The sequence below is a fragment of the Bifidobacterium tibiigranuli genome (assembly GCF_022655035.1).
Lineage (GTDB): Bacteria > Actinomycetota > Actinomycetes > Actinomycetales > Bifidobacteriaceae > Bifidobacterium > Bifidobacterium tibiigranuli_A.
On sequence record NZ_JALCUA010000018.1, the window covers coordinates 1 to 25,461 of the forward strand.

General features: G+C 61.9%; 19 protein-coding genes, 1 tRNA gene and 1 pseudogene. 15 read left to right on the forward strand and 6 right to left on the reverse strand.

Translation table 11 applies throughout. The features are described from left to right. Positions 1-383, reverse strand: a 383-nt coding sequence (locus LKK40_RS10375) for a metallopeptidase family protein (protein ID WP_368491457.1), incomplete at its 3' end; no start/stop codon positions are given. Positions 384-459: 76 nt separating this feature from the next. Between LKK40_RS10375 and LKK40_RS10380 the strand changes: the two genes are divergently transcribed. Both LKK40_RS10380 and LKK40_RS10385 read left to right on the forward strand, forming a co-directional pair. Then, on the forward strand, positions 460-1,263 hold the full coding sequence (locus LKK40_RS10380) for an HAD-IIB family hydrolase (RefSeq protein WP_304310502.1): 804 nt from the start codon (positions 460-462) through the stop codon (positions 1,261-1,263). 11 nt (positions 1,264-1,274) lie between these two features. After that, on the forward strand, positions 1,275-2,078 hold the full coding sequence (locus tag LKK40_RS10385) for a ComF family protein (protein ID WP_304310503.1): 804 nt from the start codon (positions 1,275-1,277) through the stop codon (positions 2,076-2,078). Here LKK40_RS10385 and LKK40_RS10390 read toward each other — a convergent pair. The 4 genes from LKK40_RS10390 to glgB all read right to left on the reverse strand — a co-directional run bounded on the left by LKK40_RS10390 (position 2,035) and on the right by glgB (position 6,847). Next, on the reverse strand, positions 2,035-2,424 hold the full coding sequence (locus LKK40_RS10390; protein ID WP_304310504.1) for a LexA family protein: 390 nt from the start codon (positions 2,422-2,424) through the stop codon (positions 2,035-2,037). The genes LKK40_RS10385 and LKK40_RS10390 overlap by 44 nt on opposite strands. Before the next feature lie 282 nt (positions 2,425-2,706). After that, positions 2,707-3,867: a sensor histidine kinase gene (locus LKK40_RS10395; protein WP_434735115.1), complete on the reverse strand. Its 1,161-nt coding sequence runs from the start codon at positions 3,865-3,867 to the stop codon at positions 2,707-2,709. Continuing rightward, positions 3,842-4,582: a response regulator transcription factor gene (locus LKK40_RS10400; RefSeq protein WP_024462887.1), complete on the reverse strand. Its 741-nt coding sequence runs from the start codon at positions 4,580-4,582 to the stop codon at positions 3,842-3,844. The genes LKK40_RS10395 and LKK40_RS10400 overlap by 26 nt, the downstream gene beginning before the upstream one ends. Positions 4,583-4,597: 15 nt before the next feature. After that, a complete protein-coding gene (gene glgB, locus LKK40_RS10405) occupies positions 4,598-6,847 on the reverse strand; it encodes a 1,4-alpha-glucan branching protein GlgB (protein WP_304310505.1) in 2,250 nt (749 codons plus the stop codon). 134 nt (positions 6,848-6,981) lie between these two features. Between glgB and LKK40_RS10410 the strand changes: the two genes are divergently transcribed. Beyond that, positions 6,982-7,578: a CarD family transcriptional regulator gene (locus tag LKK40_RS10410; protein WP_304310506.1), complete on the forward strand. Its 597-nt coding sequence runs from the start codon at positions 6,982-6,984 to the stop codon at positions 7,576-7,578. A gap of 69 nt (positions 7,579-7,647) precedes the next feature. Here the strand turns inward: LKK40_RS10410 and LKK40_RS10415 are convergent, their stop codons facing one another. Continuing rightward, entirely contained in the window at positions 7,648-8,787 is a 1,140-nt protein-coding gene (locus LKK40_RS10415; protein WP_304310507.1) for a metal ABC transporter solute-binding protein, Zn/Mn family, read from the reverse strand. A gap of 180 nt (positions 8,788-8,967) precedes the next feature. Between LKK40_RS10415 and LKK40_RS10420 the strand changes: the two genes are divergently transcribed. The 12 genes and pseudogenes from LKK40_RS10420 to glgX all read left to right on the forward strand — a co-directional run. Next, the gene (locus tag LKK40_RS10420) at positions 8,968-9,843 is read left to right on the forward strand and encodes a bifunctional methylenetetrahydrofolate dehydrogenase/methenyltetrahydrofolate cyclohydrolase (protein ID WP_304310515.1); all 876 of its coding nucleotides are present in this window, start codon (positions 8,968-8,970) and stop codon (positions 9,841-9,843) included. A 183-nt stretch (positions 9,844-10,026) separates the two neighbouring features. Next, complete coding sequence (gene rpsA, locus LKK40_RS10425) at positions 10,027-11,532, forward strand: 30S ribosomal protein S1 (RefSeq protein ID WP_152579864.1); 1,506 nt, start codon at positions 10,027-10,029, stop codon at positions 11,530-11,532. Between the two features lie 236 nt (positions 11,533-11,768). Further along, on the forward strand, positions 11,769-12,434 hold the full coding sequence (gene coaE, locus LKK40_RS10430; RefSeq protein WP_304310508.1) for a dephospho-CoA kinase: 666 nt from the start codon (positions 11,769-11,771) through the stop codon (positions 12,432-12,434). 87 nt (positions 12,435-12,521) lie between these two features. Then, on the forward strand, positions 12,522-14,633 hold the full coding sequence (gene uvrB, locus LKK40_RS10435; protein WP_152579863.1) for an excinuclease ABC subunit UvrB: 2,112 nt from the start codon (positions 12,522-12,524) through the stop codon (positions 14,631-14,633). Between the two features lie 113 nt (positions 14,634-14,746). Continuing rightward, positions 14,747-15,742: a TerC family protein gene (locus tag LKK40_RS10440; protein WP_304310509.1), complete on the forward strand. Its 996-nt coding sequence runs from the start codon at positions 14,747-14,749 to the stop codon at positions 15,740-15,742. Positions 15,743-15,938: 196 nt separating this feature from the next. Then, positions 15,939-17,381 (forward strand): pyruvate kinase, encoded by a 1,443-nt coding sequence (pyk, locus tag LKK40_RS10445; RefSeq protein WP_304310510.1) that lies wholly within the window; start codon positions 15,939-15,941, stop codon positions 17,379-17,381. A gap of 304 nt (positions 17,382-17,685) precedes the next feature. After that, a tRNA-Leu gene (locus LKK40_RS10450) sits at positions 17,686-17,759 on the forward strand. Between the two features lie 83 nt (positions 17,760-17,842). Then, the gene (locus tag LKK40_RS10455; RefSeq protein ID WP_304310511.1) at positions 17,843-18,634 is read left to right on the forward strand and encodes an ANTAR domain-containing response regulator; all 792 of its coding nucleotides are present in this window, start codon (positions 17,843-17,845) and stop codon (positions 18,632-18,634) included. Between the two features lie 166 nt (positions 18,635-18,800). Further along, entirely contained in the window at positions 18,801-21,725 is a 2,925-nt protein-coding gene (polA, locus tag LKK40_RS10460) for a DNA polymerase I (RefSeq protein ID WP_304310512.1), read from the forward strand. Between the two features lie 106 nt (positions 21,726-21,831). After that, positions 21,832-22,716 (forward strand): annotated as a pseudogene (locus LKK40_RS10465) (Nif3-like dinuclear metal center hexameric protein); the annotation flags it as partial. Positions 22,717-23,028: 312 nt separating this feature from the next. Next, the gene (locus LKK40_RS10470; RefSeq protein ID WP_434735123.1) at positions 23,029-23,661 is read left to right on the forward strand and encodes an NUDIX hydrolase; all 633 of its coding nucleotides are present in this window, start codon (positions 23,029-23,031) and stop codon (positions 23,659-23,661) included. A 173-nt stretch (positions 23,662-23,834) separates the two neighbouring features. Continuing rightward, on the forward strand, positions 23,835-25,461 hold a 1,627-nt coding region (gene glgX, locus LKK40_RS10475; RefSeq protein WP_304310513.1), incomplete at its 3' end, for a glycogen debranching protein GlgX.

Below are 25,461 nucleotides of genomic sequence, written 5' to 3' on the forward strand. Positions count from 1 at the left end.
AGTTCGGCGATGCGCGACACCAGCTCGTCGCGAATCGCCCATTGCAGCTCCATGCGGGTCGTCACCTGCATCTGCAACGCCATGCGGTACAGCACGATTCTGGCGGGCACGCCATGCTGGGCGGGGAAGCTGCGCGATGTCGTGCTCGACGTATCCTGCCACACATCGTCCTGTACGGGCGGCACATCCTCGACGGCGAATTGCACGGGCTTGATCAGCTGCGGCCATGCCGAGGACAGCCGTCTGATCTGCGAGGCCACGATATCGTCGAAAAGTCCGCTTTTGGTGCGGTACTGGGGCAGGCGAACGCCGAACATAGGGGTGCGAACGCCCCGACCGTGACGGTTTCGGTAGACATGGGTTTGCCAAGGTACGCGCGACATGACATCCACGATAGGACGAGGCGGGGGCATTGCGATAGGATTATGAACCAGGTAAACGGACAATGGGGAGGAAGACATGGCTGTCAACCGCGTACCGGCATGGACCGAACTCGATATGAATGGGGTGGGGGCCAGGGCCAAAGTCGTCGCCTTCGACCTTGACAACACGCTGGCGCGCTCCAAGCGGCCGATGAGCGAGGAGATGGCCCAGCGCATCAGCGCGCTGACCTGCCTCATACCCGTGGCCATCATCACAGGAGGGCGTTTCGAGCTTGTCGATATCCAGGTGCTTTCCATGCTCGATGCCGGCGCATGCAGGGGCAACATGCATCTGATGCCCACCAGCGGCACGCGGTACTACCGCTGGAACGGCAGCGAATGGCATCGCGAATATGCCTATGACCTCAGCGCGGACGAGCGTCAGGCCGTGATCGCCGCCTTCGAGCGGCATGCCCGCGAATTGGGTTTGTGGGCCGAACATACATGGGGAGATCGCATCGAGGATCGTGGCAGCCAGATCACTTTCTCCGCGCTTGGGCAGGAGGCGCCCATCGAGGAAAAGGAAGCCTGGGACCCTGACAATGCGAAGAAGAACGCGCTGGCCGCTGCGGTGGGTGCTGAATTCCCTGAGCTCGCCGTGCATTCGGGAGGGGCCACCAGCGTCGATGTGTCGCGGCGCGGCGTCGACAAGGCCTACGCCATCGACCGTCTTTCCACGATGCTCGATGTGCCGGTCGATTCCATTGTGTACATCGGCGACCGCATGGACCCGGATGGCAATGACTATCCGGCAGCTATGGCCGGAACAATCGCCGTTCGCGTCACCGGCCCGCACGACACGCTCAAGGTGTGCGACGAGCTGATCGCGCGGCTGTCGTAGGGACTTGCGGCATGGATGAGGGCAGCGGCGGCGGATTCGCGTGGACGGTGGTTGCAGTGCGGCAGCGTCTAGCGCGCGGCATGCTTGGCGCGGTGCTCAATGCCGTGCTGCCACGCGGCTGCGCCGGCTGCGACATGCCCGATATGGTGCTGTGCCCTTCGTGTGAGGCCAGTTTCGCTCGGCCGCGCTGCTATGCGCTTGGGGGAGTGGAGATGGATTTCGGCTACGCTTGCGCAGCATACCGGGGTGCGGCGCGTCAGGCAGTTCTGGCGTGGAAGGACCACGGTGACGAGGAATGCACGCCGATGTTTGCGCAGGCGCTCGCAGCATTGGCGCTGCGTGTCGGTATAAGGGAATCTGTTCGCGGCCGGGAAATTCTTATTGTGCCCACGCCTTCTTCGTCGCGTTCCGTGCGGCGTCGCGGGCGATGGCATATGCTTCCGCTCGCGCGAAGGCTGGCACGGCTGCTGCGCGAAAGCGGCGTCAATGCGCGTGTCGCGCCGGTGCTGACGATGCGCGGCGTGGCACGCAAATCGGTGGAGATGCGCGGCTCGTCGCAGCGTGCGGGCAGGGTCGGCGGGCATATCGTCATGCGGCGCGGCGCTGATGTCGAAGGCTCGCTGGTGATGCTGGTCGATGATATCGTCACCACTGGCTCCACGATGCGTCAATGCGTCGGCGTGCTGGGGAGCGGCGGTGCCATCGTCCTCACCGCGCTTGCACTGGCGCAAGCAGGAGAATCGCAGCGCAACCCTGGTCGGCAGCCTGCGGTCAGACGAGGCGACGGCCTTCCTGTGGGTGAAAGCTGCCCGTGACCACACCCCAGACTGTTAAATCTTCAAGAGGCTCCGGCTGAAAATCCGGATAGGCCGGATTCTCAGCGTGCAGCACAGGACTGCCACCGTGCAGCCACAGTCGTTTCACGGTGAGTTCGCCATCGAGCATCGCGACGACCACATCGCCGTGACGGGCTTCAAGCGAGCGGTCGACCACGAGCAGATCGCCATCCCAGATGCCCGCGCCCTGCATCGAATCGCCCGCCACGGTGACGATATAGGTCGTATTGGGATGTGCAGTCACCTGCTCATCGAAGCTGAAGCCGCCAGCGAAATCGGGCTGAGCGGCCGAGGGGAAACCGGCATGAACTGATTCCAAGGCCATCGGCAGGCGCGTGGGGTAGCAGTGACGCCTATGCGACCGCACTAGTACCGCCGTGCAGTAGTAAGGTCGCTCGGTAGCAGCGGGCCAACGAGGGTGAGTGGATTCAGTGCGCGTAGGCCGAGCTGGTACAGACCGAGCTGGTACAGACCGGGTATGGGCGACCCGCTTGGCACGCACGGGTGCTGACGAGCGGGTGGGAGCTACGGTGCTCATGATCACTCCTTCATAATCGAACGTATGTTCGAATATTATGAAGGACAGCTTGGACAGCACGCCAAGCCGCTATTCCACGGTGTGGTATTTCGGCAGGGTGATTTCGAAGTTGGCACCGCGCGTGTCGTCCACGACCTTGACGGTGCCGCCATGCAGCTGTGCGGCCCAGCGCGCGATGGAAAGTCCTAGGCCAGTGCCGCCCGATTCGGTGCCGGGGCCTGTTTTCCCCTTGACGAATCTGCGGAAGATGTCGGAGCGGGCCTCGTAGGGTATCTGCGAGCCGAAATTCACCACGTTGGTTACCACAGTGCCCAATTCGTCGTTTTCGTGGGCCTCGATCAGCACGGTGGTGTCATCGGCGGAGTGCTTGAGGGCATTCGAGATGATGTTGGTGAACAACTGCTGCAGCCGGTCCTGGTCGCCTTCAATCATGATGTCGGGCGCGATGCGCACTTCGATGTCGTGCGCGTGCCCCGCGTCCGCGATTTCCAGCGGCTCCACGGTTTCATCGATGAATTCAGCGAAGTCGAACTGCTCGATCTGCAGGCTTGCCGCACCCGCCTCCATGCGCGAGAGGTCGAGCAGGAAGGCGATGAGATCGGAGAGCCGATGCGTCTGGTTGAGGATGGCCTCAAGATTTGCCGGCGTCGCCTCGGTTACGCCGTCCGCAAGATTCTCAAGCATCGCCTGCAATGCGGAAACCGGCGTGCGCAGCTCGTGGCTGACGTTGGCAATCATATCGGAGCGCATCTGGTCGGCATGCTGCAGTTCCTCGGCCATCTCATTGAAGGAGCGCGCCAATTGGCCGATTTCATCGTTGCTGTCCGTGCCGATGCTGATGCGTACGGAGTAGTCGCCGTCGGCCATGCCTTCCGCCGCGTCGCGCATCTGGCGCAAGGGGACGATCATGCCGCGCGAGAAGAAATACGTGATGCCCAACGCCACGGCCAGAGTGATCGGCATGGCGATCCAGCCGCTCAAACCCACCTTGAGCAGGAACCATGCCATGATGAAGGCGATGGCTGTGGCGATGACGATCAGCACGCTCAGTTCGAGCTTGAGCGAGGAGAACAGGCCGATGGGCCTGGTCGTCGTTCTGAGTGAGTTTGCGCGCCGGCGCAGCGCTACAGGGTCGAATGATTTGGACTTGGAGTCAAAAGACTTGGAATCGTGCGGTTTGCGTGGCATGAATGAGGCGCTCGGCTTATCGTTCGCTGCTGGCTTCGCCATCCTGCGGGGGTTCGAAGGCGTAGCCGACGCCATGCGCCGTGCGAATCATGTCGGAGCCTAGCTTATGGCGCAGCGCCTTGACGTGCGAATCGACGGTGCGTGTGCCCGAAGCGTCCGGCCAGTCCCACACCTCTTCGAGCAACTTCTCGCGCTTGAACACTGACTTCGGCTTGCGCGCCAGCGTGGCCAACAAGTCGAACTCGGTGGGCGTCAGGTGCACCTGCTCGCCGTCCATAGTGACGATGCGCTGCCTCGGGTCGATGACCAGCGACCCGAAGTCGAGCACCTTTTCATTTTCCAGATTCTTGGCGATGATGGTGGCACGCTCCACACGGCGCAGCAGCGCCTCGCACCGGGCGATCAGCTCGCGCGGGGAGAAGGGCTTGGTCATATAGTCGTCGGCACCTGCGCCAAGGCCCATCACCTTGTCGGACTCCGCATCACGGGCGGTGAGCATGAGCACGGGCACCGGGCGTTCGGCCACGATGCGCTTGGTCGCTTCGACACCATCCATCACTGGCAGCATGATATCCATGATGACCAGATCAGGTTTCAGCTGGCTGGCTGCGCGTACCGCGCTTGCGCCGTCAGAGGCCACGCGCGCGGTCCACCCTTTCGCAGTGATGCGCTGTGCGATGGCCGTAGCCAGATCCGGCTCGTCCTCGACGACCAAAATCGTGCGAGGACTCGTCTGATGTGCCGAAGTGTTGAGCATGCAGGTTCCGCCTTTCTACAGTTCCGGTTCCAAGAATACCGCGCCCAGTGCCGGAATGGTGAGCCTGGTCGACCAGTCGCGTGAATGATACGCTTCCGGCTCTGCCTCGAAGTCGGCGTTGGCGATGCCCGATCCGCCATACTGCTCGGCGTCCGTGTTCAGCGCCTCATGCCAGCGGCCGCCCTTCGGCAGCGCGACCTGGTAGTTCTGCCACGCCTCGCCGGAGAAGTTCACGACGACCACCATCTGCTCGCCCTGCGAGCCGACGCGCACGAAGCTGAGCACGTTGTGGTCGGCGTCGTCGCTGGTGAGCCACTGGAATCCATCGGGGGTGAAATCCTGGCTCCACAGCGCGGGGGAGCGCTTGTACAGCGCGTTCAGGTCGGCGACCAGCCGCTGCACGCCGCGGTGCCCGTCCCAGTCGAGTGAACCCCAATCGAGCGAGCCTTCGTGGTCCCATTCGCCGATCTGCGCGATTTCGTTGCCCATAAAGGTCAGGTTCTTGCCCGGATGCGCCCACTGGTAGGCGAACAGGGCGCGCACGCCCGCGTAGCGCTGCCAGTCGTCGCCCGGCATCTTGCCGAAGACCGAGCCCTTGCCGTACACGACCTCGTCATGGCTGATCGGCAGCACATAGTGCTCCGAATAGGCATAGACCATCGAGAAGGTGATTTCGCCGTGATGCCAGCGGCGGTTGATCGGCTCCTCGTGCAGATACTGCAGCGTGTCGTGCATCCAGCCCATATTCCATTTCAGCCCGAAGCCGAGCCCGCCGGCGTCGGTCGGCGCGGTGATGCCCGGGTAGGCGGTGGACTCCTCGGCGATCATCATGATGCCGGGATTGTTCTTGTACGCCGTCGCATTGGCTTCCTTGAGGAAGTCGATGGCTTCGAGGTTCTCGCGCCCGCCGTAGATGTTCGGCCGCCACTGGCCGTCCTTGCGGCTGTAGTCGAGGTAGAGCATCGAGGAGACGGCATCCACGCGCAGCGCGTCGATGTGGTACTCGTCCAGCCAGAAGCAGGCGTTGGCAACCAGGAAGTTGCGCACTTCGCGGCGGCCGAAGTCGAAGACGTAGGTGCCCCAGTCGGGGTGCTCGCCGCGCAGCGGGTCCGGATCCTCGTACAGCGGCGCGCCGTCGAAGCGGCCAAGGGCGAAACCATCCTTGGGGAAGTGCGCCGGAACCCAGTCCATGATGACGCCGATACCGGCCTCATGCAGCCGGTCGACGAGGTATTTGAAGTCATCGGGGTTGCCCATGCGTGAATCGACCGAGTAGTATCCCGTGACCTGGTAGCCCCACGAGCCGGCGAAGGGATGCTCGGCCAGCGGCATGAACTCCACATGCGTGAAGCCCTCCTGGCTGACGTAGTCGACCAGCTTGTCGGCCAGTTCGCGGTAGGTCTTCAGCTCGCGGTTCCAGCTCATCGCATGCACTTCGTAGATGCTCACCGGGCCGTCGTGCGGATTGGTCGTGCGGCGGTGCTCCATCCACTGCCCGTCGTTCCAGTCGTGCGAGGAGTCGACGACGACCGAAGCGGTGCTCGGCGGAATCTCGTGCGAGCGCTCCATCGGGTCGGCCTTCATGATCCAGCCGCCGTGGTTGGTGAGAATCTCGTATTTGTACACGTCGCCGGCCTGGATGCCGGGGATGAAGATCTCCCAGACGCCGGAGGAGCCGAGTTCGCGCATGGCGTGGCGGCGGCCGTCCCAGGCGTTGAAGTCGCCTACGACGCGCACGGCGCGGGCATTGGGAGCCCAGACGGTGAACGCGGTGCCGACGAGCGGCTCTCCTGCGGTGCCGTCGGCGGCTCCCATCGGATCGTCGAAGTGGAACACATGCGCGCCCAGCGCTTCCCAGAGCCGCTCATGGCGCCCTTCGCCGAACAGGTAGGTGTCCATCTCGCCGATCATCGGCAGGTAGCGGTACGGGTCGTCTTCGACCAGCGACCGGCCGTCGGCCCACACGGTGCGCACGCGATAGTCCGGCACGGCCAAGTGACCGTTGACTTCGTTGGCGGGTGCGAGCGCGACGAACACGCCATTATGCTCGTGACTGGCCTCGTATTCGCCGTTTTGCGTGAGGATGGTGACGGATTTCGCCAGCGGGCGCAGCAGCCGGAACGTGACCGTGCCGGCCTTCTGGTCGATATGGGCGCCGAGCACCTCGTGCGGGTTGTAGTACTGCGCATTGCTCACGCTATCGAGTTTGCCCGGGTCGACGGCGAGAGCTGCGGGATCATCATTGATTATTGGTTCTGTAGCCATGCTAAAAGCATAGACACGGTTTTCACGAAAACGCGGACGTGTCGCATGAAATCGCTTGAAATTGCACAGAGAATTTCAAGTCCCGCCCACATGGCATCATTGTTCAGGTTTATTGCTGTTTTCACGGAGGTTTCATGGGGTATAAGGTCGGCGATATGGTCGTCTATCCGCGTCACGGCGCGGCGAAGGTCGAAGCCATCAGCGAGCGCACGGTCAAGGGCGTGACTCGCGAATACCTGCAGCTGTCCGTGCTGTCGTCCGACGGGCTGGTTATCAACGTCCCGGTCGAGAACGCGAAGAAGGTTGGCGTACGTGACATTGTCGACGCCGATGAGGTCGCGAAGGTGTTTGAGATTCTGCGCACGCCCATCATCGAGAAGGAGATGAACTGGTCGCGGCGCTACAAGCTGAATGTCGAGAAGATCGCCACTGGTGACGTGAACAAGATCGCCGAAGTGGTGCGCGATCTCGCCCAGCGTGATGTGGATGAGCACGGGCTTTCGGCTGGCGAGAAGCGCATGCTGACACGTGCGCGCAATATTCTCACTTCTGAGATTGCGCTCTCCGAGAAACTCGAAGAGGAAGAGGCGCAGCGGCTGCTCGACGTGAACCTGGGCTATGCCGATCCGGAGCCGGGCGACAAGAAGCATCACACCGAAGCGCCCAAGGAGCCGGCCTTCCAGACGCTGGCCCGCTTGGAGGGCGAAAGCAAGAAGACGAAGAAGAAGTAGCGCAAATAGCGCAGGGCCGCGCTGGGCCACTGACGCGGCGCATGCCTGCTCGTACTTGCTTCTTGCTTTTTACTTTCCCGACGGCGTAGAACTCTGCGAACCTTGCGGCGAACTGGACGCAGTGGGGGAGTCTTGGCCGGAGCCTGGCGACTGTGCTGTCGACGCTGTCGACGACGGTGAGGCGCCTGTGCTATGTGAGCTACCTGTGTTATCTGGATTACCTGTGCCGTCTGGCGTATTGCCGGATGCATCACCCGCGCGCACTGCCGCGATGACGGGCGATGCCAGCGAGCTTACCCAGTCGACAAGCGACGAAGCACCAGCGGGCATCTGCTCAGGGACATCGACAATGGGAACCTTGCCGGTTTTGGCCGAGGCGAGCAGTGCGGCAGCGGTTTCATCGGGCTTGCGTCCGTTGCCGATAAGCACGTCGACCTGCTTGCCTTCCAGCAGCTTGCGAAAATCCTTGACTCCGCTAGACGAATCGACGGAAGGCGCAGCATCTGTCTGCGGCTGCGTGCCGGCTGCTGCCAGAGCCGATTGCGCATAGCTTTGTGGTGTGCGATCCTTGAGCCCCAGATCGGCCATGAGATAGAAGGCCGAGGCGTCAAGCGAGGCATACGTTGAATTTTTATGCGCCTTGGCGAATGCGGCGAACTCATCGTCGAGCTTGCCTTCCGCGCCGCGCCAGGTCTTGAGGCGGGCGGCGAAAGCCTTCTTCTTCGTGGGGCGGGCCTTGCTGAAAGCCTCGGCCAGCTCCGAAGCCATGCCGGCGCGCGCATCCTTGGAGAACCACAGGTAAGGGTTGTCGCCGTCCATCGCGCCCACGGTCTCTGCAGCAGAGACAATCGCGCCGCCCTTGGACAGGTTCTTCGCCGCCCAATCGTCGTATCCGGCCCCGTTTGCAACGATGATATCGGCGTGCCGCAGCGCATCGATATTCGCCGCGCTCGGCGCGAAGCCTTGCGCAGCGGGCGTGTCGGGCGGCAGAATGGATACGACCTTGACATCCGCGCCGCCGATCTGCCTGGCGAGCGAGGCCCACTGGTTCAGCGAGGCGACGACGGCGATGGGGCCTGTGGGCGCGGGCGTCGCAGTCGAATGCGTGGCATCCGGGGAAGCCGCGTCGCAGGCTGCCAGCGACAGCGCCGCAATCGCCGCGAGCGCGAGCATGGCAGCATGTCGCAGTGCCTTCATTCGTAACGTCATGCAAGCCCTCCTTGCACATGTCGTTGCCGCCACAGTCGGTGTAGCGTGGATATCGCACCTGCGTCCGATGCATCGGCGACGAAAAGGAATCGATACCCCTAACGATAATCTAAAAGATGCCGTATGCGCGGTGCCGTATGCGCGAGAAGGAATCAACGAAAGCAAGGAGAGCGAATGACGATGCCCGTAAAGCTTGACGGAAAGCAGGTAGCCGGCGAGATCAAAGCTGATCTGGCGCGGCGCGTACGTGCGCTTGCCCAGCGTGGCGTGCAGCCAGGTCTGGGCACGCTGCTGGTCGGTGAAGACCCGGCCTCGGCCAAATACGTATCCGGCAAGCATACGGACTGCGCCGAAGTGGGCATCCGCTCCATCCGCCGTGAGCTGCCCGCCGACGCCGGGCAGGAGGCGATACTCGAAGCCGTGCGCTCGCTCAACGAGGATCCGGACTGCACAGGCTTCATCGTGCAGCTGCCGCTGCCGCAAGGCGTCGATCAGGGCGCGATCATCGATGCGATCGATCCGGCCAAGGACGCCGACGGCATGCACCCATACAACCTCGGCGAGCTGGTGCTGCATGTCGCCGGGGATATCGCCACGCCGCTGCCGTGCACGCCGCGCGGCATCCTGGAACTGCTTGCCCGCTACGACATCGAGCTGGGCGGCAAGAATGTGTGCGTGCTCGGGCGCGGCATCACCATCGGGCGCACGATACCGCTGCTGCTCACGCGCCGGGGCGTCGATGCGACCGTCACGCTGTGCCACACCGGCACCCAGGATGTGCGCAGCTACTTGCGGCGTGCTGATGTGATCGTCTCCGCGACTGGTCATCCGGGCTTTGTGCAGCCTGACGACGTCAAGCCCGGCGCCGTGCTCGTTGACGTGGGCATTGCGCGGGTGTTCGATGAGGAATCAGGCCGGTACCGCATCAAAGGCGACATCGACAAGGCCTGCTACGAAGCAGCTGGGGCCTACACGCCGAATCCGGGGGGAGTCGGCCCGATGACGCGTGCGATGCTGCTGACCAATGTCGTGGAGATGGCCGAGCGCCGGGTCTGATGTCACAGTGCGTGACATGCCGTGCGACAGGGCGCGTGACATAACGCTCGACACGCCCGGAATACTCATGATTCTTTGGATATGGCTCCTTGTATTCTGTTATCCGTATGTGCCTGCAAAGGCACGCGATAACTGAAAATCGGTAATATCCACATAACCTAGTAAACAGAAACCACTTAATTAATGGCAGAGAACAATACGGAAGTCACCAAGGTCGCGATCAACGACATCGGCACCGAAGAGGACTTCATCAAGGCAGTCGATTCCACCATCAAGAACTTCGATGATGGCGATCTGGTCGAGGGAACCGTCGTCAAGGTCGATCATGACGAGGTCCTGCTCGACATCGGCTACAAGACCGAGGGCGTCATTCCCTCCCGCGAACTTTCCATCAAGAAAGATGTCAAGCCCGAAGAGGTCGTCGAGGTCGGCGATTCGATCGAGGCTCTCGTCGTCACCAAAGAGGACAAGGAAGGCCGTCTTATCCTGTCCAAGAAGCGTGCGCAGTACGAGCGCGCCTGGGGCGACATCGAGTCCATCAAGGACGCCGACGGCGTTGTTGAAGGCACCGTCATTGAAGCTGTCAAAGGCGGCCTGATCGTCGATATCGGTCTGCGTGGCTTCCTGCCTGCATCGCTGGTCGAAATGCGCCGCGTGCGCGATCTGACGCCGTTCATCGGCCAGAAGATCAAGGCCAAGATCCTTGAGCTCGACAAGAACCGCAACAATGTGGTGCTCTCCCGGCGCCAGTACCTCGAGGAGACTCAGTCCGAGGTGCGCGAGACCTTCCTCTCCCAGCTCAAGAAGGGCCAGATTCGCGAGGGCGTCGTGTCCTCCATCGTCAACTTCGGCGCGTTCGTCGATCTTGGCGGCGTCGACGGCCTGATCCACGTCTCCGAGCTGTCCTGGAAGCACATCGACCACCCGTCGGAAGTCGTCAAGGTCGGTGACAAGGTCACCGTCGAGGTGCTTGACGTCGATCTCGACCGCGAGCGTATTTCCCTGTCGCTCAAGGCGACCCAGGAGGATCCGTGGCAGCGCTTCGCACGCACCCACGTTCCCGGCCAGATCGTCAAGGGCAAGGTCACCAAGATCGTGCAGTTCGGCGTGTTCGTGTCCGTCGAAGACGGCATCGAGGGCCTGGTGCACATCTCCGAGCTGGCCAACCGTCACGTGGACAACCCCGAGACGGTCGTCAAGCCGAACGAAGAGGTATTCGTCAAGGTGATCGACGTCGATCTCGATCGTCGCCGCATCTCCCTGTCCCTCAAGCAGGCCAACGACTCCGTCGACGCGACCTCCGAGGACTTCGATCCCGCGCTCTACGGCATGCCCGCCGAGTACGACGACGAAGGCAACTACAAGTACCCCGAAGGCTTCGACCCGACGACCAACGAGTGGATCGCCGGCTTCGAGCAGCAGCGCGAGGAGTGGGAGTCGCAGTACGCGGCCGCCCACGACCTGTGGGAGCAGCACAAGGAGTTCGTCGCCAAGGAGAACGAGAACGCGGCCGCTTCGGCTGCCGAGGATGGCCAGGGCCAGAACGAGCATCACGAACGCTCTGCCGCTGCCGCCACTGGTTCGTCGGAAGCTTCGAACTACTCCTCTGACGCTTCGAACGAAGGAACCCTCGCCGGTTCCGATCAGCTTGCCGCGCTTCGCGAGCAGCTGCTGAGCGAAAAGAAATGAGCTTGAGAGGCTAGGCGGTCTTGTGACTCGCTAGCTTCACGAGTTCGTTGCAGCCCGGTACCCGAAAGGGGCCGGGCTGCACTTGTATCCGCCCCCTTCCTGCGCTGTTGGCTTGCTGTTTGATCGGTGGCAGGGAAGATTCCTGCGTCTCGGCGCACGAAACGCAGGAATCCGAACGGTACCGGGGTAGGGCTGCCTTACATTGCCTTCGAGCTTCCTCGCGATACGATGAAGGCATGATGAGAATCGGACTGACCGGCGGCATTGCGGCCGGCAAGAGCACTGTGGCGCAGCATCTCAACAATCTGGGATTAACCGTCATCGACTATGACGCCTTGGCGCGGCAGGTCGTCGCACCTGATAGCGAAGGACTGCGCCAGATTGTGCAGGAGTTCGGGAACGGGGCCGTCACAGCCGATGGGCAATTGAATCGGGCGTGGATGGCTGAGCATGTATTCGGCGAGCATGCGGCACCCGGTGCGCGCGAACGACTTGACGCCATCGAACACCCGCTGATCTACGAGGCTGCAAGGCGCATCGAGCGCTCGGCAGTAGGCAACGACTCGGTAGCAGACAATGGTACGAGCCCGGAATCGCTCGCTATCGTCGTGCACGACGTGCCACTGCTTACCGAAGTGATTGGCTCCATGCCGTTCGCCTTCGCGCATATCGTCTCGGTCGAGGCACCAGCGGAAACGCGTGTTGCGCGAATGATGAGCACGCGGGGCATGAGCCGCGAGCAGGCGCTGGCGCGCATCCGGCACCAGTCCAGCGAGGCAGAGCGCAGGGCGCTGGCTGATGAGGTCATCGACGCCACGCAGCCTATCGAACGAATGTTCGAACGTGTTGATACGCTGGTTGCACAATGGCGAAGCGAACTTCGCGACTCGTCGTATCGTTGATGACGCCGTTCGGTGTGCGGCAGGGAGTCGCATGCGGTAGGAAATCGCGTGCAGTAGGAAATACAGACGGCCAAGGATCGGATGGATATGGGATTCAATATCGAGCGTGCGAACAAGCCCTTCGTCGTCAAATCGCCCTACCATCCTTCGGGCGACCAGCCGCAGGCCATCGACGAGCTGGCAGCGCGCATCGAGAACGGCGAGAACGACGTGGTGCTCATGGGCGCGACGGGAACCGGCAAGACGGCGACCACCGCATGGCTTATCGAGAAGCTGCAGCGCCCCACGTTGATTCTGGAGCCGAACAAAACCCTCGCCGCGCAGCTATGCGCCGAATTCCGCGAGCTCATGCCCGACAATGCCGTGAGCTATTTCGTCTCATACTATGACTACTACCAGCCCGAAGCCTACATTCCGCAGACGGACACCTACATCGAGAAGGATTCGAACATCAACGACGATGTGGAGCGGCTGCGCCATGCGGCCACTGCCAACCTGCTCACCCGGCGCGACTGCGTCGTTGTGGCCACGGTTTCCTGCATCTACGGTCTGGGCACGCCCGAGGAGTACGCCGGCCGCATGCTCTTCCTGGAAGAGGGCCAGCAAATAGACCGGGACACGCTGCTGCGCAAATTCGTCGACATGCAGTACAAGCGCAACGACATCGCCTTCACGCGCGGCACCTTCCGCGTGCGCGGCGACACCGTCGAGATCATCCCGGTCTACGAGGAACTCGCCGTGCGCATCGAGTTCTTCGGCGACGAGATCGACCGCATCTCGACGTTGCATCCGCTCACCGGCGACGTGATCGACCACGAGCAATCCGTCCATATCTTCCCGGCCTCGCACTACGTGGCTGGCCCGGAGCGCATGGAGCGGGCGCTGAAAGACATCAAAGCCGAGCTCGACGTCCGCGTTGCGGAGCTGCGCAAGCAGGGCAAGGAGCTGGAAGCCCAACGCCTGACAATGCGCACTACGTATGATTTGGAGATGCTCACGCAGGTGGGCGTGTGCTCCGGCATCGAGAACTACTCGCGGCATTTCGACGGTCGCGACCCCGGCACTGCGCCGCACACGCTGCTTGACTTCTTCCCGGACGACTTCCTGCTGGTCATCGACGAATCGCATGTCACCGTGCCCCAGATCGGCGCGATGTACGAGGGCGACGCCAGCCGCAAGCGCACGCTGGTCGAGCACGGCTTCCGCTTGCCTTCGGCGATGGACAACCGGCCGCTCAAATGGCCGGAATTCCTGCAGCGCGTGGGACAGACGATTTATCTGTCCGCCACGCCGGGCGACTACGAAATGGGGCTTTCGGACGGCGTGGTGGAGCAGATCATCCGCCCGACCGGCCTGCTTGACCCACAGATTGAAGTGCGTCCGGTCGAAGGGCAGATCGACGATCTGCTTGCCGAGATCAAGGATCGCGTCGCCAAGCATGAGCGCACCCTGGTGACGACGCTGACCAAGAAGATGGCCGAGGATCTGACGGATTATCTGCTGGAACGTGGCATCAAGGTCGAGTACCTGCATTCCGACGTCGATACGCTGCGTCGTGTGGAGCTGCTGCGTGAGCTGCGCGAGGGCAAAATCGACGTCATCGTGGGCATCAACCTGCTGCGCGAGGGCCTGGATCTGCCCGAAGTGTCGTTGGTGGCAATCCTCGACGCCGACAAGGAGGGCTTCCTGCGTTCCTATCGCTCGCTCATTCAGACGATAGGCCGTGCAGCCCGCAACGTGTCGGGCACCGTGCTTATGTATGCCGACGAAATCACCGACGCGATGCACAAGGCCATCGACGAGACGAATCGTCGCCGCGACAAGCAGATCGCCTACAACACCGAGCACGGCGTCGATCCGCAGCCGCTCATCAAAAAAATCAGCGATGTCAACGATATGCTCGCCAAAGAGGATATTGACACCCAGACCCTGCTTGAAGGCGGCTACCGCAATGCCGGCAAGGCGGGCAACACGCACTTGGGACTGCCGAACTTCAACCAGGACGAGGCCGACAAACGCCATGAGGAGATTCTCAAGGCCGGACTGCCCGCGCAGGATCTCGCGGATTTGATTCGTCAGATGAGCGAGCAGATGCACACCGCTGCCGAGCAGCTGCAATTCGAGCTCGCGGCCCGCCTGCGTGACGAGATCCATGACCTGAAGAAGGAGTTGCGGCAGATAACCGAGGCGCAGAAGTAATCGAGTCGCCTGGCAGAAGTCCACTGGACTCCTACCATGCGAGGTGAGCGTCTGCTCAAGGCGCGAAGGACAATGCTGCGGCCCCGTCACCGGCCGTCCGTATGCTTGCTTTCATGTCTGAAACCCCCCTTGCTTTCATGATTGCCACCTTTGTCGTGCTCGCGGTGTTCTTCGCCGTCGATCTGTTCGTCATCGGCCGTAAGCCGCATGTGCCCACGACCAAGGAGAGCCTGCAGCATATCGCGTTCTTCATCGTCATGGCGCTGATTTTCGGCGCGCTGCTCTGGCTCATCGTCGGAGCGAAGCCCGCCGTCGAGTTCTACTCCGGCTGGCTCACCGAATACTCCCTGAGCATCGATAACCTGTTCGTCTTCGTCATCATCATGGCGAATTTCGCCGTGCCGCGCGAGCTGCAGAAATACGTGCTGAGCGTGGGCATCACTGTGGCGCTCGTGCTGCGCGGCGTGTTCATCCTGATCGGGGCCGTGATCATCTCCCGCTTCACCTGGGTGTTCTTTCTCTTCGGCGCTTTCCTGATTGTTACCGCAGTCAAGCTGGCAATGGGCGGAGACGACGATGAGGAATACCACGAGAACGCCGTCATCCGGGCCCTGCGCAAGGTCGTGAGCATCACCGACGAGTACGACGGCGAGAAGCTGCGGACTGAAAAGAACGGCGTGCGGCTCTGGACCCCGATGCTCATCGTGTTCCTCACCATCGGCACCACCGACGTGATGTTCGCCTTCGACTCCATACCGGCTATCTTCGGCCTGACCAAGGACCCCTTCATCGTGTTCACCGCCAACGTCTTCGCGCTGCTCGGTCTGCAGCAGCTCTACTTCCTGCTGGGGGCCCTGCTTGACAAGCTCGTGTACCTGCCGGTGGGGCTCTCCGTGGTGCTTGGCTTCATCGGCATCAAGCTCGTCATGGAGGCGCTGAGCGGCAACTCCCTGCCCTTCATCAACGGCGGGCACCCTGTCGAGCAAGTGCCCGAAGTGCCTACCTGGCTTTCGCTGGCGGTTATCGTCGTGGCGATTGGCGGTTCCGCGCTGGTCAGCGTGCTCAAGATGCGGCAGGAACCGAGTGAGCAGCAGAAGGGGCAGCAGTAGCGCAAGGCATGCAATGCCACCGAATCAGTGATAATGTGAACGTTCACAACACGCCAAGGCCATCTCATGGACTTCGTCGGGAGCTTACTAGTAGACTTGCTGTAAGTGAGTTGGGTTATACGACGACCCACATGACTGATTGATTGCATTTGACCAACATCACCGTTGACAAATATGGAAGAACAGGTAGGAATTCATGCGTAAAGCCAAGATTGTAGATACCATCGGACCCGCCACCGAATCGTTGGAGAACCTCACGAAGCTCGTTGAAGCGGGCATGGATGTCGCGCGTCTCAACCGCTCGCACGGCACTCCCGAGGACCATCTCAAGGTATACAACAACGTGCGCGAGGCCTCCAAGACGACCGGCCGCAACGTCGCTGCGCTCGTCGACCTGCAAGGCCCGAAGATTCGCTGCGGATGGTTCAAGAAGAACGCCGAGGGCGAGGACAAGGTCCAGCTTGAGACCGGCCAGGAATTCATCATCACGACCGATGACATCGAGGGCGATGAGCACATCACCTCCACCACATTCAAGGGCCTTCCCGGCGATTGCCACGCGGGCGATCCGATTCTGATCGACGACGGCAAGGTACGCCTTGAGGTCACCAAGGTCGAGGGCAGCAATGTCTACACCAAGGTCATCGTGGCCGGCCCGGTATCCAGCCATAAGGGCATCAATCTGCCCGGCGTGGCCGTGAGCCTGCCGGCGCTTACCGAGAAGGATGAGTCCGACCTGCGCTGGGCCATCCAGACCGGCGCCGACATCATCGCCATGTCCTTCGTGCGCTTCGCGACCGACATCGACCGTGCCCACGAGATCATGGACGAGGAAGGACGCCGTATCCCGATCGTCGCCAAGATCGAGAAGCCGCAGGCTGTGGAAAACCTTGAGGAGATCGTCAAGGCCTTCGACGGCATCATGGTTGCCCGTGGCGACATGGCCGTGGAAATGCCCTTCGAAGAGGTACCGCTGGTCACCAAGCGCTGCATCGAGCTGGCCCGTCAGTACGCCAAGCCGGTTATCGTCGCGACCGAGGTCCTCGGCTCGATGGTCAACTCCCCGGTGCCTTCGCGCGCCGAGGCTTCCGACTGCGCCAACGCGATTCTTGACGGCTCCGATGCCACGATGACGTCGAACGAGACGGCTGTGGGCAACTATCCCACCGAGACGGTGGATACCATGAGCCGCATCTCGAGCTATGCCACCGAGCACGGATACGACCGTATCCCCAAGCTCAAGATCATCGACATGTCGAGCACGGGCGCCGTCTCCTCAGCCGCCGTCGATCTGGCCGACAAGCTCAACGCCAAGGCCATCGTGGCCTACACCCAGACCGGCCACACCGTGCAGCGCGTCTCGCGCGAGCGCCCTGTCGCACCGATCTATGGCCTGACCAACAGCGAGCACACCTATCACTGGCTCGCGCTGAGCTGGGGCACTGAGGCGTTCCTGCTGCCGGGCGACTACCACGACATGAGCCGCAACGATCTCATGGTCTTCACCGACAAGACTCTGCGCGATGCCGGCAAGGTCGCGAACGGCGACAAGATTGTCGTGCTCAGCTCCGCCCAGGGCGTGCACCAGTCGGGCAGCACAGATTCCATCTACGTGCACACCGTCGGCGCCTGCGACTGATTCCATCGCGGCCTGCGGGTTTTCTGCATGGTGCTGATGCCGCGCAGCCGATATTCTTCCAACAAGGGATATCAGGCTGCGCGGCATCAGTCGTCCTCGCAGCCGGAACCCGTGCCGCTGATTGCGCAGCTGGTTCGCTGACGGCCTAGAGCATGGCTGACGGCCGCAGCGAACAACCGGCAAATAGCTGCTGCGCACATGCCGCATATGCAAGTTTGCGACACACGACTTGCGCGGTCTCATGAGTATGGTAAATTGCCATGTGGCAGTGAGACGCGACAAGCGTCGCGCTCAACGATGCAACGCCCTTGTATCCCAATTGGTAGAGGAAACAGCCTCAAAATCTGTGCAGTGTGGGTTCGAGTCCCACCAAGGGCACGCCAGGCCGGTCGAGCCGTATTCGATGCAGTGAATCATGGACGGATTCCGGGTGACAACGTGATTGTGGAAAGAGGCTTCAGATGACTACAACGAAGAAGGAAACAGAAGTGCCTGATGTCACCGAACCCGTGCTCACCGATGAGGAGCTCAAGGCTGTGGCGCAAGGTGAAGCGGAGACGGTGAGCGAACAGCCCGCCGCAGCCGAGCATAAGCCGCACAAGCCTACTGTCGTGGTGGCCGAAGACGAGTCCGTGAACCGCATGGATCTGGTCGCGATGCTTGAAGATAATGGCTACGAGGTGCTGGGCGAGGCTGCGAATGGCGAGGAAGCCATCGAGCTCACCCGCAAGTTCCGTCCCGATGTCGTGTGCATGGATGTCAAGATGCCGCGCGTGGATGGCATCGTCGCTGCGGGCACCATCTGCGATGAGAACATCGCCCCGGTGGTGATGCTGACGGCGTATTCGCAGCCTGATCTCGTCAAGCAGGCGACCGGCGCGGGCGCGATGGCCTATGTCACCAAGCCCTATGAGGAATCCAAGCTGCTGCCGGCTCTTGAGGTCGCGATGGGGCGCTTCGCGGAGATCAACGATCTGCTCGACAGCGTGGAACGCAGCGAAGGGAAGCTTCAAGAAGCGCAGGACGTGCTCAAGAAGACCGAAGAGAAGCTCAAGAAGGCTGAGGACACCCTCGAAGAGCGCAAATTCGTCGACCGGGCCAAGGGCCTGTTGATGGACAAGGCCGACTTCTCCGAGCAGGGCGCTTTCCGCTGGATTCAGAAGACCTCGATGGATCAGCGCATTCCGAAGAAGCGTCTGGCCATGGCCATCATCGCCAAATACGGCGACGAGAAGCCTGAAACTACCGAGTGAATGCACTGAGTAAAAGGCACTGAAGCAGGATGCAGTGAGTAAAAGGCACTGAGTGCATGGTGCAGTGAGCGGTGCAGCGTGAACGGATACAGGGTGTCAATCCTCGCGTGATAGCGTTATAACGTGATAATAGGCAAGAGTCTGGCAGGCAAGCGATAGGCAGGATATGAGCGAAGAACAAGGCTCTGAGGAAACACTGCTGGTTGTCGACGGGCATTCGCTTGCGTTCCGCGCGTATTTCGCACTGCCAGTCGAGAATTTCTCGACGTCCGCAGGCCAGGCCACCAATGCAGTGTGGGGCTTCGCCACCATGCTCGCTCAGGTGATCGAGGCGGAGAAGCCCAATCACTTGGCCGTCGCCTTTGATGTCGCGGGCGGCACTTTCCGCAACACGATGCTGCCGCAGTACAAGGGCACGCGCGATGCGGCGCCCGAGGAGCTGCTCAGCCAACTTCCGCTTATCCAGGATATGCTTACCGCGCTGGGCGTTACCTATATCGAGATGCCTGGATACGAGGGCGACGATGTGATCGGTACGCTGGCGACGATGGGGGAGGATCGCGGCTACCGCACGCTGGTGCTCTCCGGCGACAGGGATGCCTTCCAACTGGTCGATGACGCGATCACCGTGCTGTATCCGGGGCATCACTTCAAAGACCTCAAGCATATGACTCCCGACGCGATCGAGGAGAAATACCGTGTCACGCCGCAGCAGTACCCGGATTTGGCGGCGCTGCGCGGGGAGACTGCGGACAACATTCCCGGCGTGCCCGGCGTGGGCGACGGCTACGCCGCCAAATGGATCAAGCAGTTCGGCTCTCTTGAAGGCATCATCGAACATGCCGGGGATATCACTGGCAAGAAAGGCGAGTCGCTGCGCGCCAATCTGGATCAGGTCAGGCTCAACCGCAAGGTCAACGCACTGGTGCGCGACCTCGATCTCGGCGTGAAGATCGAGGATTGCACCTTCGGCCAAGTTGATGCTCCTCGGCTTGACAGGCTGTTCACCCAGCTCGAATTCGGTGCGCGTACCAAACAGCGCGTATTGAAGACCTTCGGCACAGTTGGCGCGATTGATGCCGAAGCCGGTTCTGTAATCGAAGAGGATGCGCCGCAGGCCCTCGTGCAGCCGCAGACGGAGCGCATCGAGCATGCCGAGGCGCTGCGGCTCTGGGCGCAGCAGCACCTTCCGGCAGCTGCCGACGATGACCAGCAGCATGCCGAGACGGCGGCGTGGCAAGCGGCACAAGGCCAGCAATCGCAGCCGTCGACTGACGCCTTGGATAGTGCGGCAAACGCTGCACCGGCTGCATCCCCTGAAGATTTTCAGCATATCGTTGACGGAACCGCGCAATGCGGACCGGGCATGGCTGCGACCTGGGTGCTGCACGCTCTGGGGTCGCCGAAGCCGGGCCATGCGTCGCTTGACATGGTGGTATTGCTGGCCGGCGACCATGCGGCAGTGCTGCCCGGCGGCATGGACGGCGAGCTTCATGACGCCTTCCAGACGCTGCTCAATGAGCGCCACGGCTCGCTTGTTGTGCACGGGTACAAGGAGCACAAGCATATTCTGGGCGCGGCCGGCCTGAAGCTGGACGCCCCGTACTTCGATACGAAACTGGCCGGATACCTCGTCCATCCGGATTTCCATGCGGATACGCTTGAGCAGGCCGCTGGGCATTTCCTCGATATTCGCGTGGAGGCCTCCGACGCCGTGACCCAAGGGCAGCTCGATCTGGACGACGAGCAGAGCGAACGCGGCGAATTCGACGGTGCCGTGGAGCAGTCGGCCATCGTGCGGCTGCTCGCCGATACGCTGGCGCCGCAGCTGGATGAGCGTCGGCAGTTCGGGCTGCTGCGCTCCATCGAAATGCCTGTTTCCGATGTGCTGCACGGCATGGAGCGCACCGGTGCCTATGTGAACGTGCAACGACTGGTCGATATGCGCGACCAGTTCTCCGCCGAGGCCAGCCAAGCCCAGGAGATCGCATGGCATGCCGCGGGCACCGAGGTCAACCTGCAAAGCCCCAAGCAGCTGCAGAAGGTGCTTTTCGACGACATGGGGCTCAAGCCCACGCGCCGCACCAAATCCGGCTCCTACACCACCAACGCCTCATCCTTGCAGGATCTGTACGTCAAATCGGTCAATAACGAGCAGGCCAATGCCTTCCTTGGCGCGCTGCTGCGCCACCGCGAGACCAACAAGCTCAAGCAGATCGTGCAGACGCTTATCGACGCCACGAATAAGCGCGACATGCGGGTGCATACGACCTTCGAGCAGACCGTGGCCGCTACAGGGCGGCTGAGTTCCGTGGACCCGAATCTGCAGAACATCCCCAACCGCAATGCGGCCGGGCGCGAAATCCGCTCCGCCTTCGTACCGGGGGAGGGCTACGAATCACTGCTCAGCTGCGACTACTCGCAGGTCGAGCTGCGCATCATGGCCGACCTGTCCGGCGACGAGGCGCTGATCGAAGCCTTCCGCTCCGGCACGGATTTCCACAAGTACGTGGCGAGCTTGGTCTATGACCTGCCCGTGGCTGATATCTTCTCGGACCAGCGCAGCCATGTAAAGGCCATGAGCTACGGCCTGGCCTACGGGCTGAGCACCTATGGCCTGGCGCATCAGCTCAAGATCAGCCCTGCGGCCGCCGATGTGCTCAAGGAGAAATACTTCGCGACCTTCGGCAAGGTCCATGACTATCTCGAATCGCTGGTCCAGACCGCGAAGCGCAAGGGATACACCGAAACCATCTTCGGCCGCCGGCGCTACTTCCCGGCGCTCAAATCAACCAACCGGGTGGCCCGGGATGCCGCTGAACGCGGTGCGCTGAACGCGCCCATCCAAGGCTCCGCCGCCGACATCATGAAGCTGGCGATGATACGCGCCGAAGGTCTCCTGCGCGAGGCCGGGGTGGCCAGCCGCATCATCCTGCAGATTCATGACGAACTGGTCATCGAAGTCGCGCCGGGCGAGGCCGAACAGGTGAGCGAACTCGTCAGGGACGCTATGGAGCACGCCGTGAACCTCGCCGTGCCGCTGGATGTCTCCATCGGCATCGGTGCGGACTGGCAGCTCGCCGCGCACTAATACCGCTGACGCTGATACGGGCTGACACCGGTCGGCACGCACCGGCTGGCTGGCTGCACTGACCGGGTACGGCCGCCACCATCAAGTCTCGAGAAAGGATGTCCCATTGCCTACGCTCAAGCAAGTCGTTGATGTGCTGGAGGAGCTGTACCCGCTGCGGTATGCCGAGGAATGGGACGCGCCCGGGCTGATCGTCGGCGATCTGCACGCGCCAGTGCGCCGCATCGCCTTCGCGGTTGACCCGACGACGGAAGTCGTGCGCGAGGCTCTGGCCATGTCCGCTGATTTGCTGATCTGCCACCATCCGCTGTTCTTCCGCCCGGTGCACGCCGTCTCCGGGCTTGATTTTCGTGGCGCGATCGTCGGCGAGCTCTATGCCGGCCATTGCGCGCTCTGGGTCGGGCATACCAATGCCGACTGCGCGTATCGCGGCGTCGCGCAGGCCGCCGCCGACGCCTTTGGCCTGATCGAGCAGCGCCCCCTGACGCCGATAGCTGATTCCAGGGCCGAGCATCCGGTAGGACTGGGCCGCGTCGGCCGCTTGGAGCGCCCGATGAGCTTGGAGTCCTTCGCACGACGGGTCGCTGCGGCATTGCCTGTGACGAAGCTCGGCGTGCAGGTGGGCGGTGAACTGACAGCGCAGGTCAGCGGCGTCGCCGTGCTGCCCGGATCCGGCGATTCCATGTTCGATGAGGTGCGTGAATGCGCCGCCGACGTGTACGTGACCAGCGATCTGCGCCATCATCCCGCGACTGACGCGCTGCAGCAGATGCGCTATGAGGCCTCCTTGCGCGCCAGCGGGATTGCAGCGGGGAAGGGGAGCGCTTCGGGCCGGCCAGCGCTGATCAACACCGCCCATAGTGCCATCGAATCGCTGTGGCTGCGTTATGCCATCGAGGATGTGCCGCGGGCTCTCAAACGCAGCGGCGTGCAGGAGCCGGTCGAGATGCGGCGCATCGAGCGCAACACCGACCCATGGACGCTGTCGATACAGTACGACAATCAGGCGGGTTCCGGCGTTCAGGAGAATGCTGGCGCTCAAACGGGCTTTGATTCCCAGGAGAATTCCGGCACGCAGACGGCTTTCAGCAGTGGGGCGCAGGATAGCATGCGGCTTGCGGCTCAGCGCAGCGGCAGCGGACCGGATGACGCAACTGGTGAAACGACCAGCAATAGCGACGCAACCAGTGATACAACTGGCAACGGCGGCACAATCAGTGACGCGACTGGTGACACGACCAGTGACACAACGAATGTGAGGCATGACGCAATGGATCACGGCAGGATGGCGAAGGGACGGCATATGCCCTTGGGAACTGCTCAGCATGAGGTGGAGATTCAGGGCACGCGCATCGATATGGATGAGTCGGCGCAGATCACCGGCTCGAAGAAGGTCTATCAGGGGTTCGTGTTTTCAGTCGAGGATCGCGGCGTGCTGCTGCCTGCGCATGAAGGCGAGCCGGTAGCCATTCGCCGGCAGGTGGTGTGCCACGCTCCCAGCGTCGTGCTGCTGGTGCATGACACCGCGAATGACCGGTATCTGGCCGAGCGCGAGTACCGCGCCGGCTCGAACGGCTTCGCCTACGGCATCCCTGCCGGACTGATCGACCCGGGCGAGGATCCGGAGCAGGCCGCGTTGCGCGAGCTGCGCGAGGAGACCGGCGTGGAACCTGAGGCGGGCATGATGACGATCGATCGTGTCGGCACCTTCTATTCCTCCGAAGGCATGAGCGACGAGATCGCGCACGTCATGGTGATGCATCTGGACCGCTGGCATGGCGTGGACCGTCATTTCGACGCCGACGAATACGTGGAATCAGCCTGGGTGAGCTGGGGCGAACTGCTGCACCTGCCCATCGTCTCCTCGAACTCGGTCATTGCAGTCCAGCACGAGACGCTGCGCCGTCTGCGCGAGGAATCCTCACGCAAAAGCTGAGCGCATGTGGCCGCCGGTGCTGCTTATAGCACACTCAGGCGGCGCGCGCGACCCTTTTCACAGAGCGAAGAGCACTGCCAGACTTGTGCTCATCACCACACATAATGGCGGAATTCCGGCGATTCTCAGGCAGCCTCAAACGTAGAACACCGGCTTGTGCCATACTAGTGTCTATGCAAATCAGACCAGGTTCCATGTATCCGCTGGGCGCAAGCTTTGACGGTGCCGGCGTAAACTTCGCATTATTCTCTGAGGTGGCCGAGAAGGTCGAGTTGTGTCTCTTCGATGAGAACAACAACGAGACTCGCATCGAGATGACAGAACAGAACTCCTACATCTGGCATAACTATATTCCCAGCATCCAGCCAGGGCAGCGTTATGGCTATCGCGTCTACGGTCCGTACGACCCGGCCAACGGGCTGCGCTGCAACCCGCACAAGCTGCTACTTGACCCGTATGCGAAGGCGATTGAAGGCAACATCGATGGCGACGAAAGCCTCTACTCGTATCGTTTCGACCAGTCCGACGACGTGGCGACGATGAACACGCTCGATTCGGCCGACCACACGATGAAGGCGGCCGTGGTCAACCCGTACTTCGATTGGGGCAGCGATCAGCTGCCGGACATCCCGTATCACGATTCGGTGATCTACGAGGCGCATGTGCGCGGCATGACCAATCTCAACCGCAACGTTCCCCCGGACTTGCGCGGCACCTATGCGGGGATGGCGTATCCCAGCGTCGTCGAATACCTCAAGAAGCTCGGCGTCACGGCCATCGAGCTCATGCCGATCCACCAGTTCATCAACGACCCATTCCTGCAGCAGAAGGGCCTGAGCAACTACTGGGGCTACAACACCATCGGCTTCTTCGCGCCGCAGAATTCCTATTCCAGCTCCGGCCAGCGCGGCGAGCAGGTCAACGAGTTCAAATCGATGGTCAAGGCCTACCATCGTGCCGGCATGGAAGTCATCCTCGACGTGGTCTACAACCACACGGCGGAAGGCAACGACAAAGGCCCCACGCTGAGCTTCAGGGGCATTGACAACGAGTCCTACTACCGCCTGGTCGATCACGACAAGCGGCATTACTTCGACACGACCGGCACCGGCAATTCGCTGCTTATGCGCTCGCCGCACGCCTTGCAGCTCATCACGGATTCGCTGCGGTACTGGGTCACTGAAATGCACGTCGATGGTTTCCGCTTCGATCTGGCCGCCACGCTTGCCCGCCAGTTCCAGGAGGTCGACAAGCTCTCCGCCTTCTTCGACATCGTGGAGCAGGATCCGGTCATCTCCCGCGTCAAACTGATCGCCGAACCCTGGGACTTGGGCTCCGGCGGCTACCAGATCGGCGGATTCCCTTCCAGCTGGTCCGAATGGAATGGCCGGTACCGCGATTGCGTGCGCGATTTCTGGCGCTCGCAGCCCTCCACGCTGCCTGAATTCACCAGCAGGCTGATGGGCAGCTCCGACCTCTACCAAGTGAACGGGCGTCGCCCGGTGGCCTCGGTGAACTTCATCACCGCGCATGACGGCTTCACTATGAACGATCTGGTGAGCTACAACTCCAAGCACAACGAGGCCAATGGCGAGGACAATCGCGATGGCGAGAGCAACAACCGCTCGTGGAACTGCGGGGTCGAAGGGCCGACCAACATCAATGATGTCAATGAGCTGCGCCAGCGGCAGATGCGCAATCTGTTCTCCACGCTGCTGGTGAGCCAGGGCATTCCGATGATCAGCGGCGGCGACGAGGTGGCGCGCACCCAGCAGGGCAACAACAACGCCTACTGCCAGG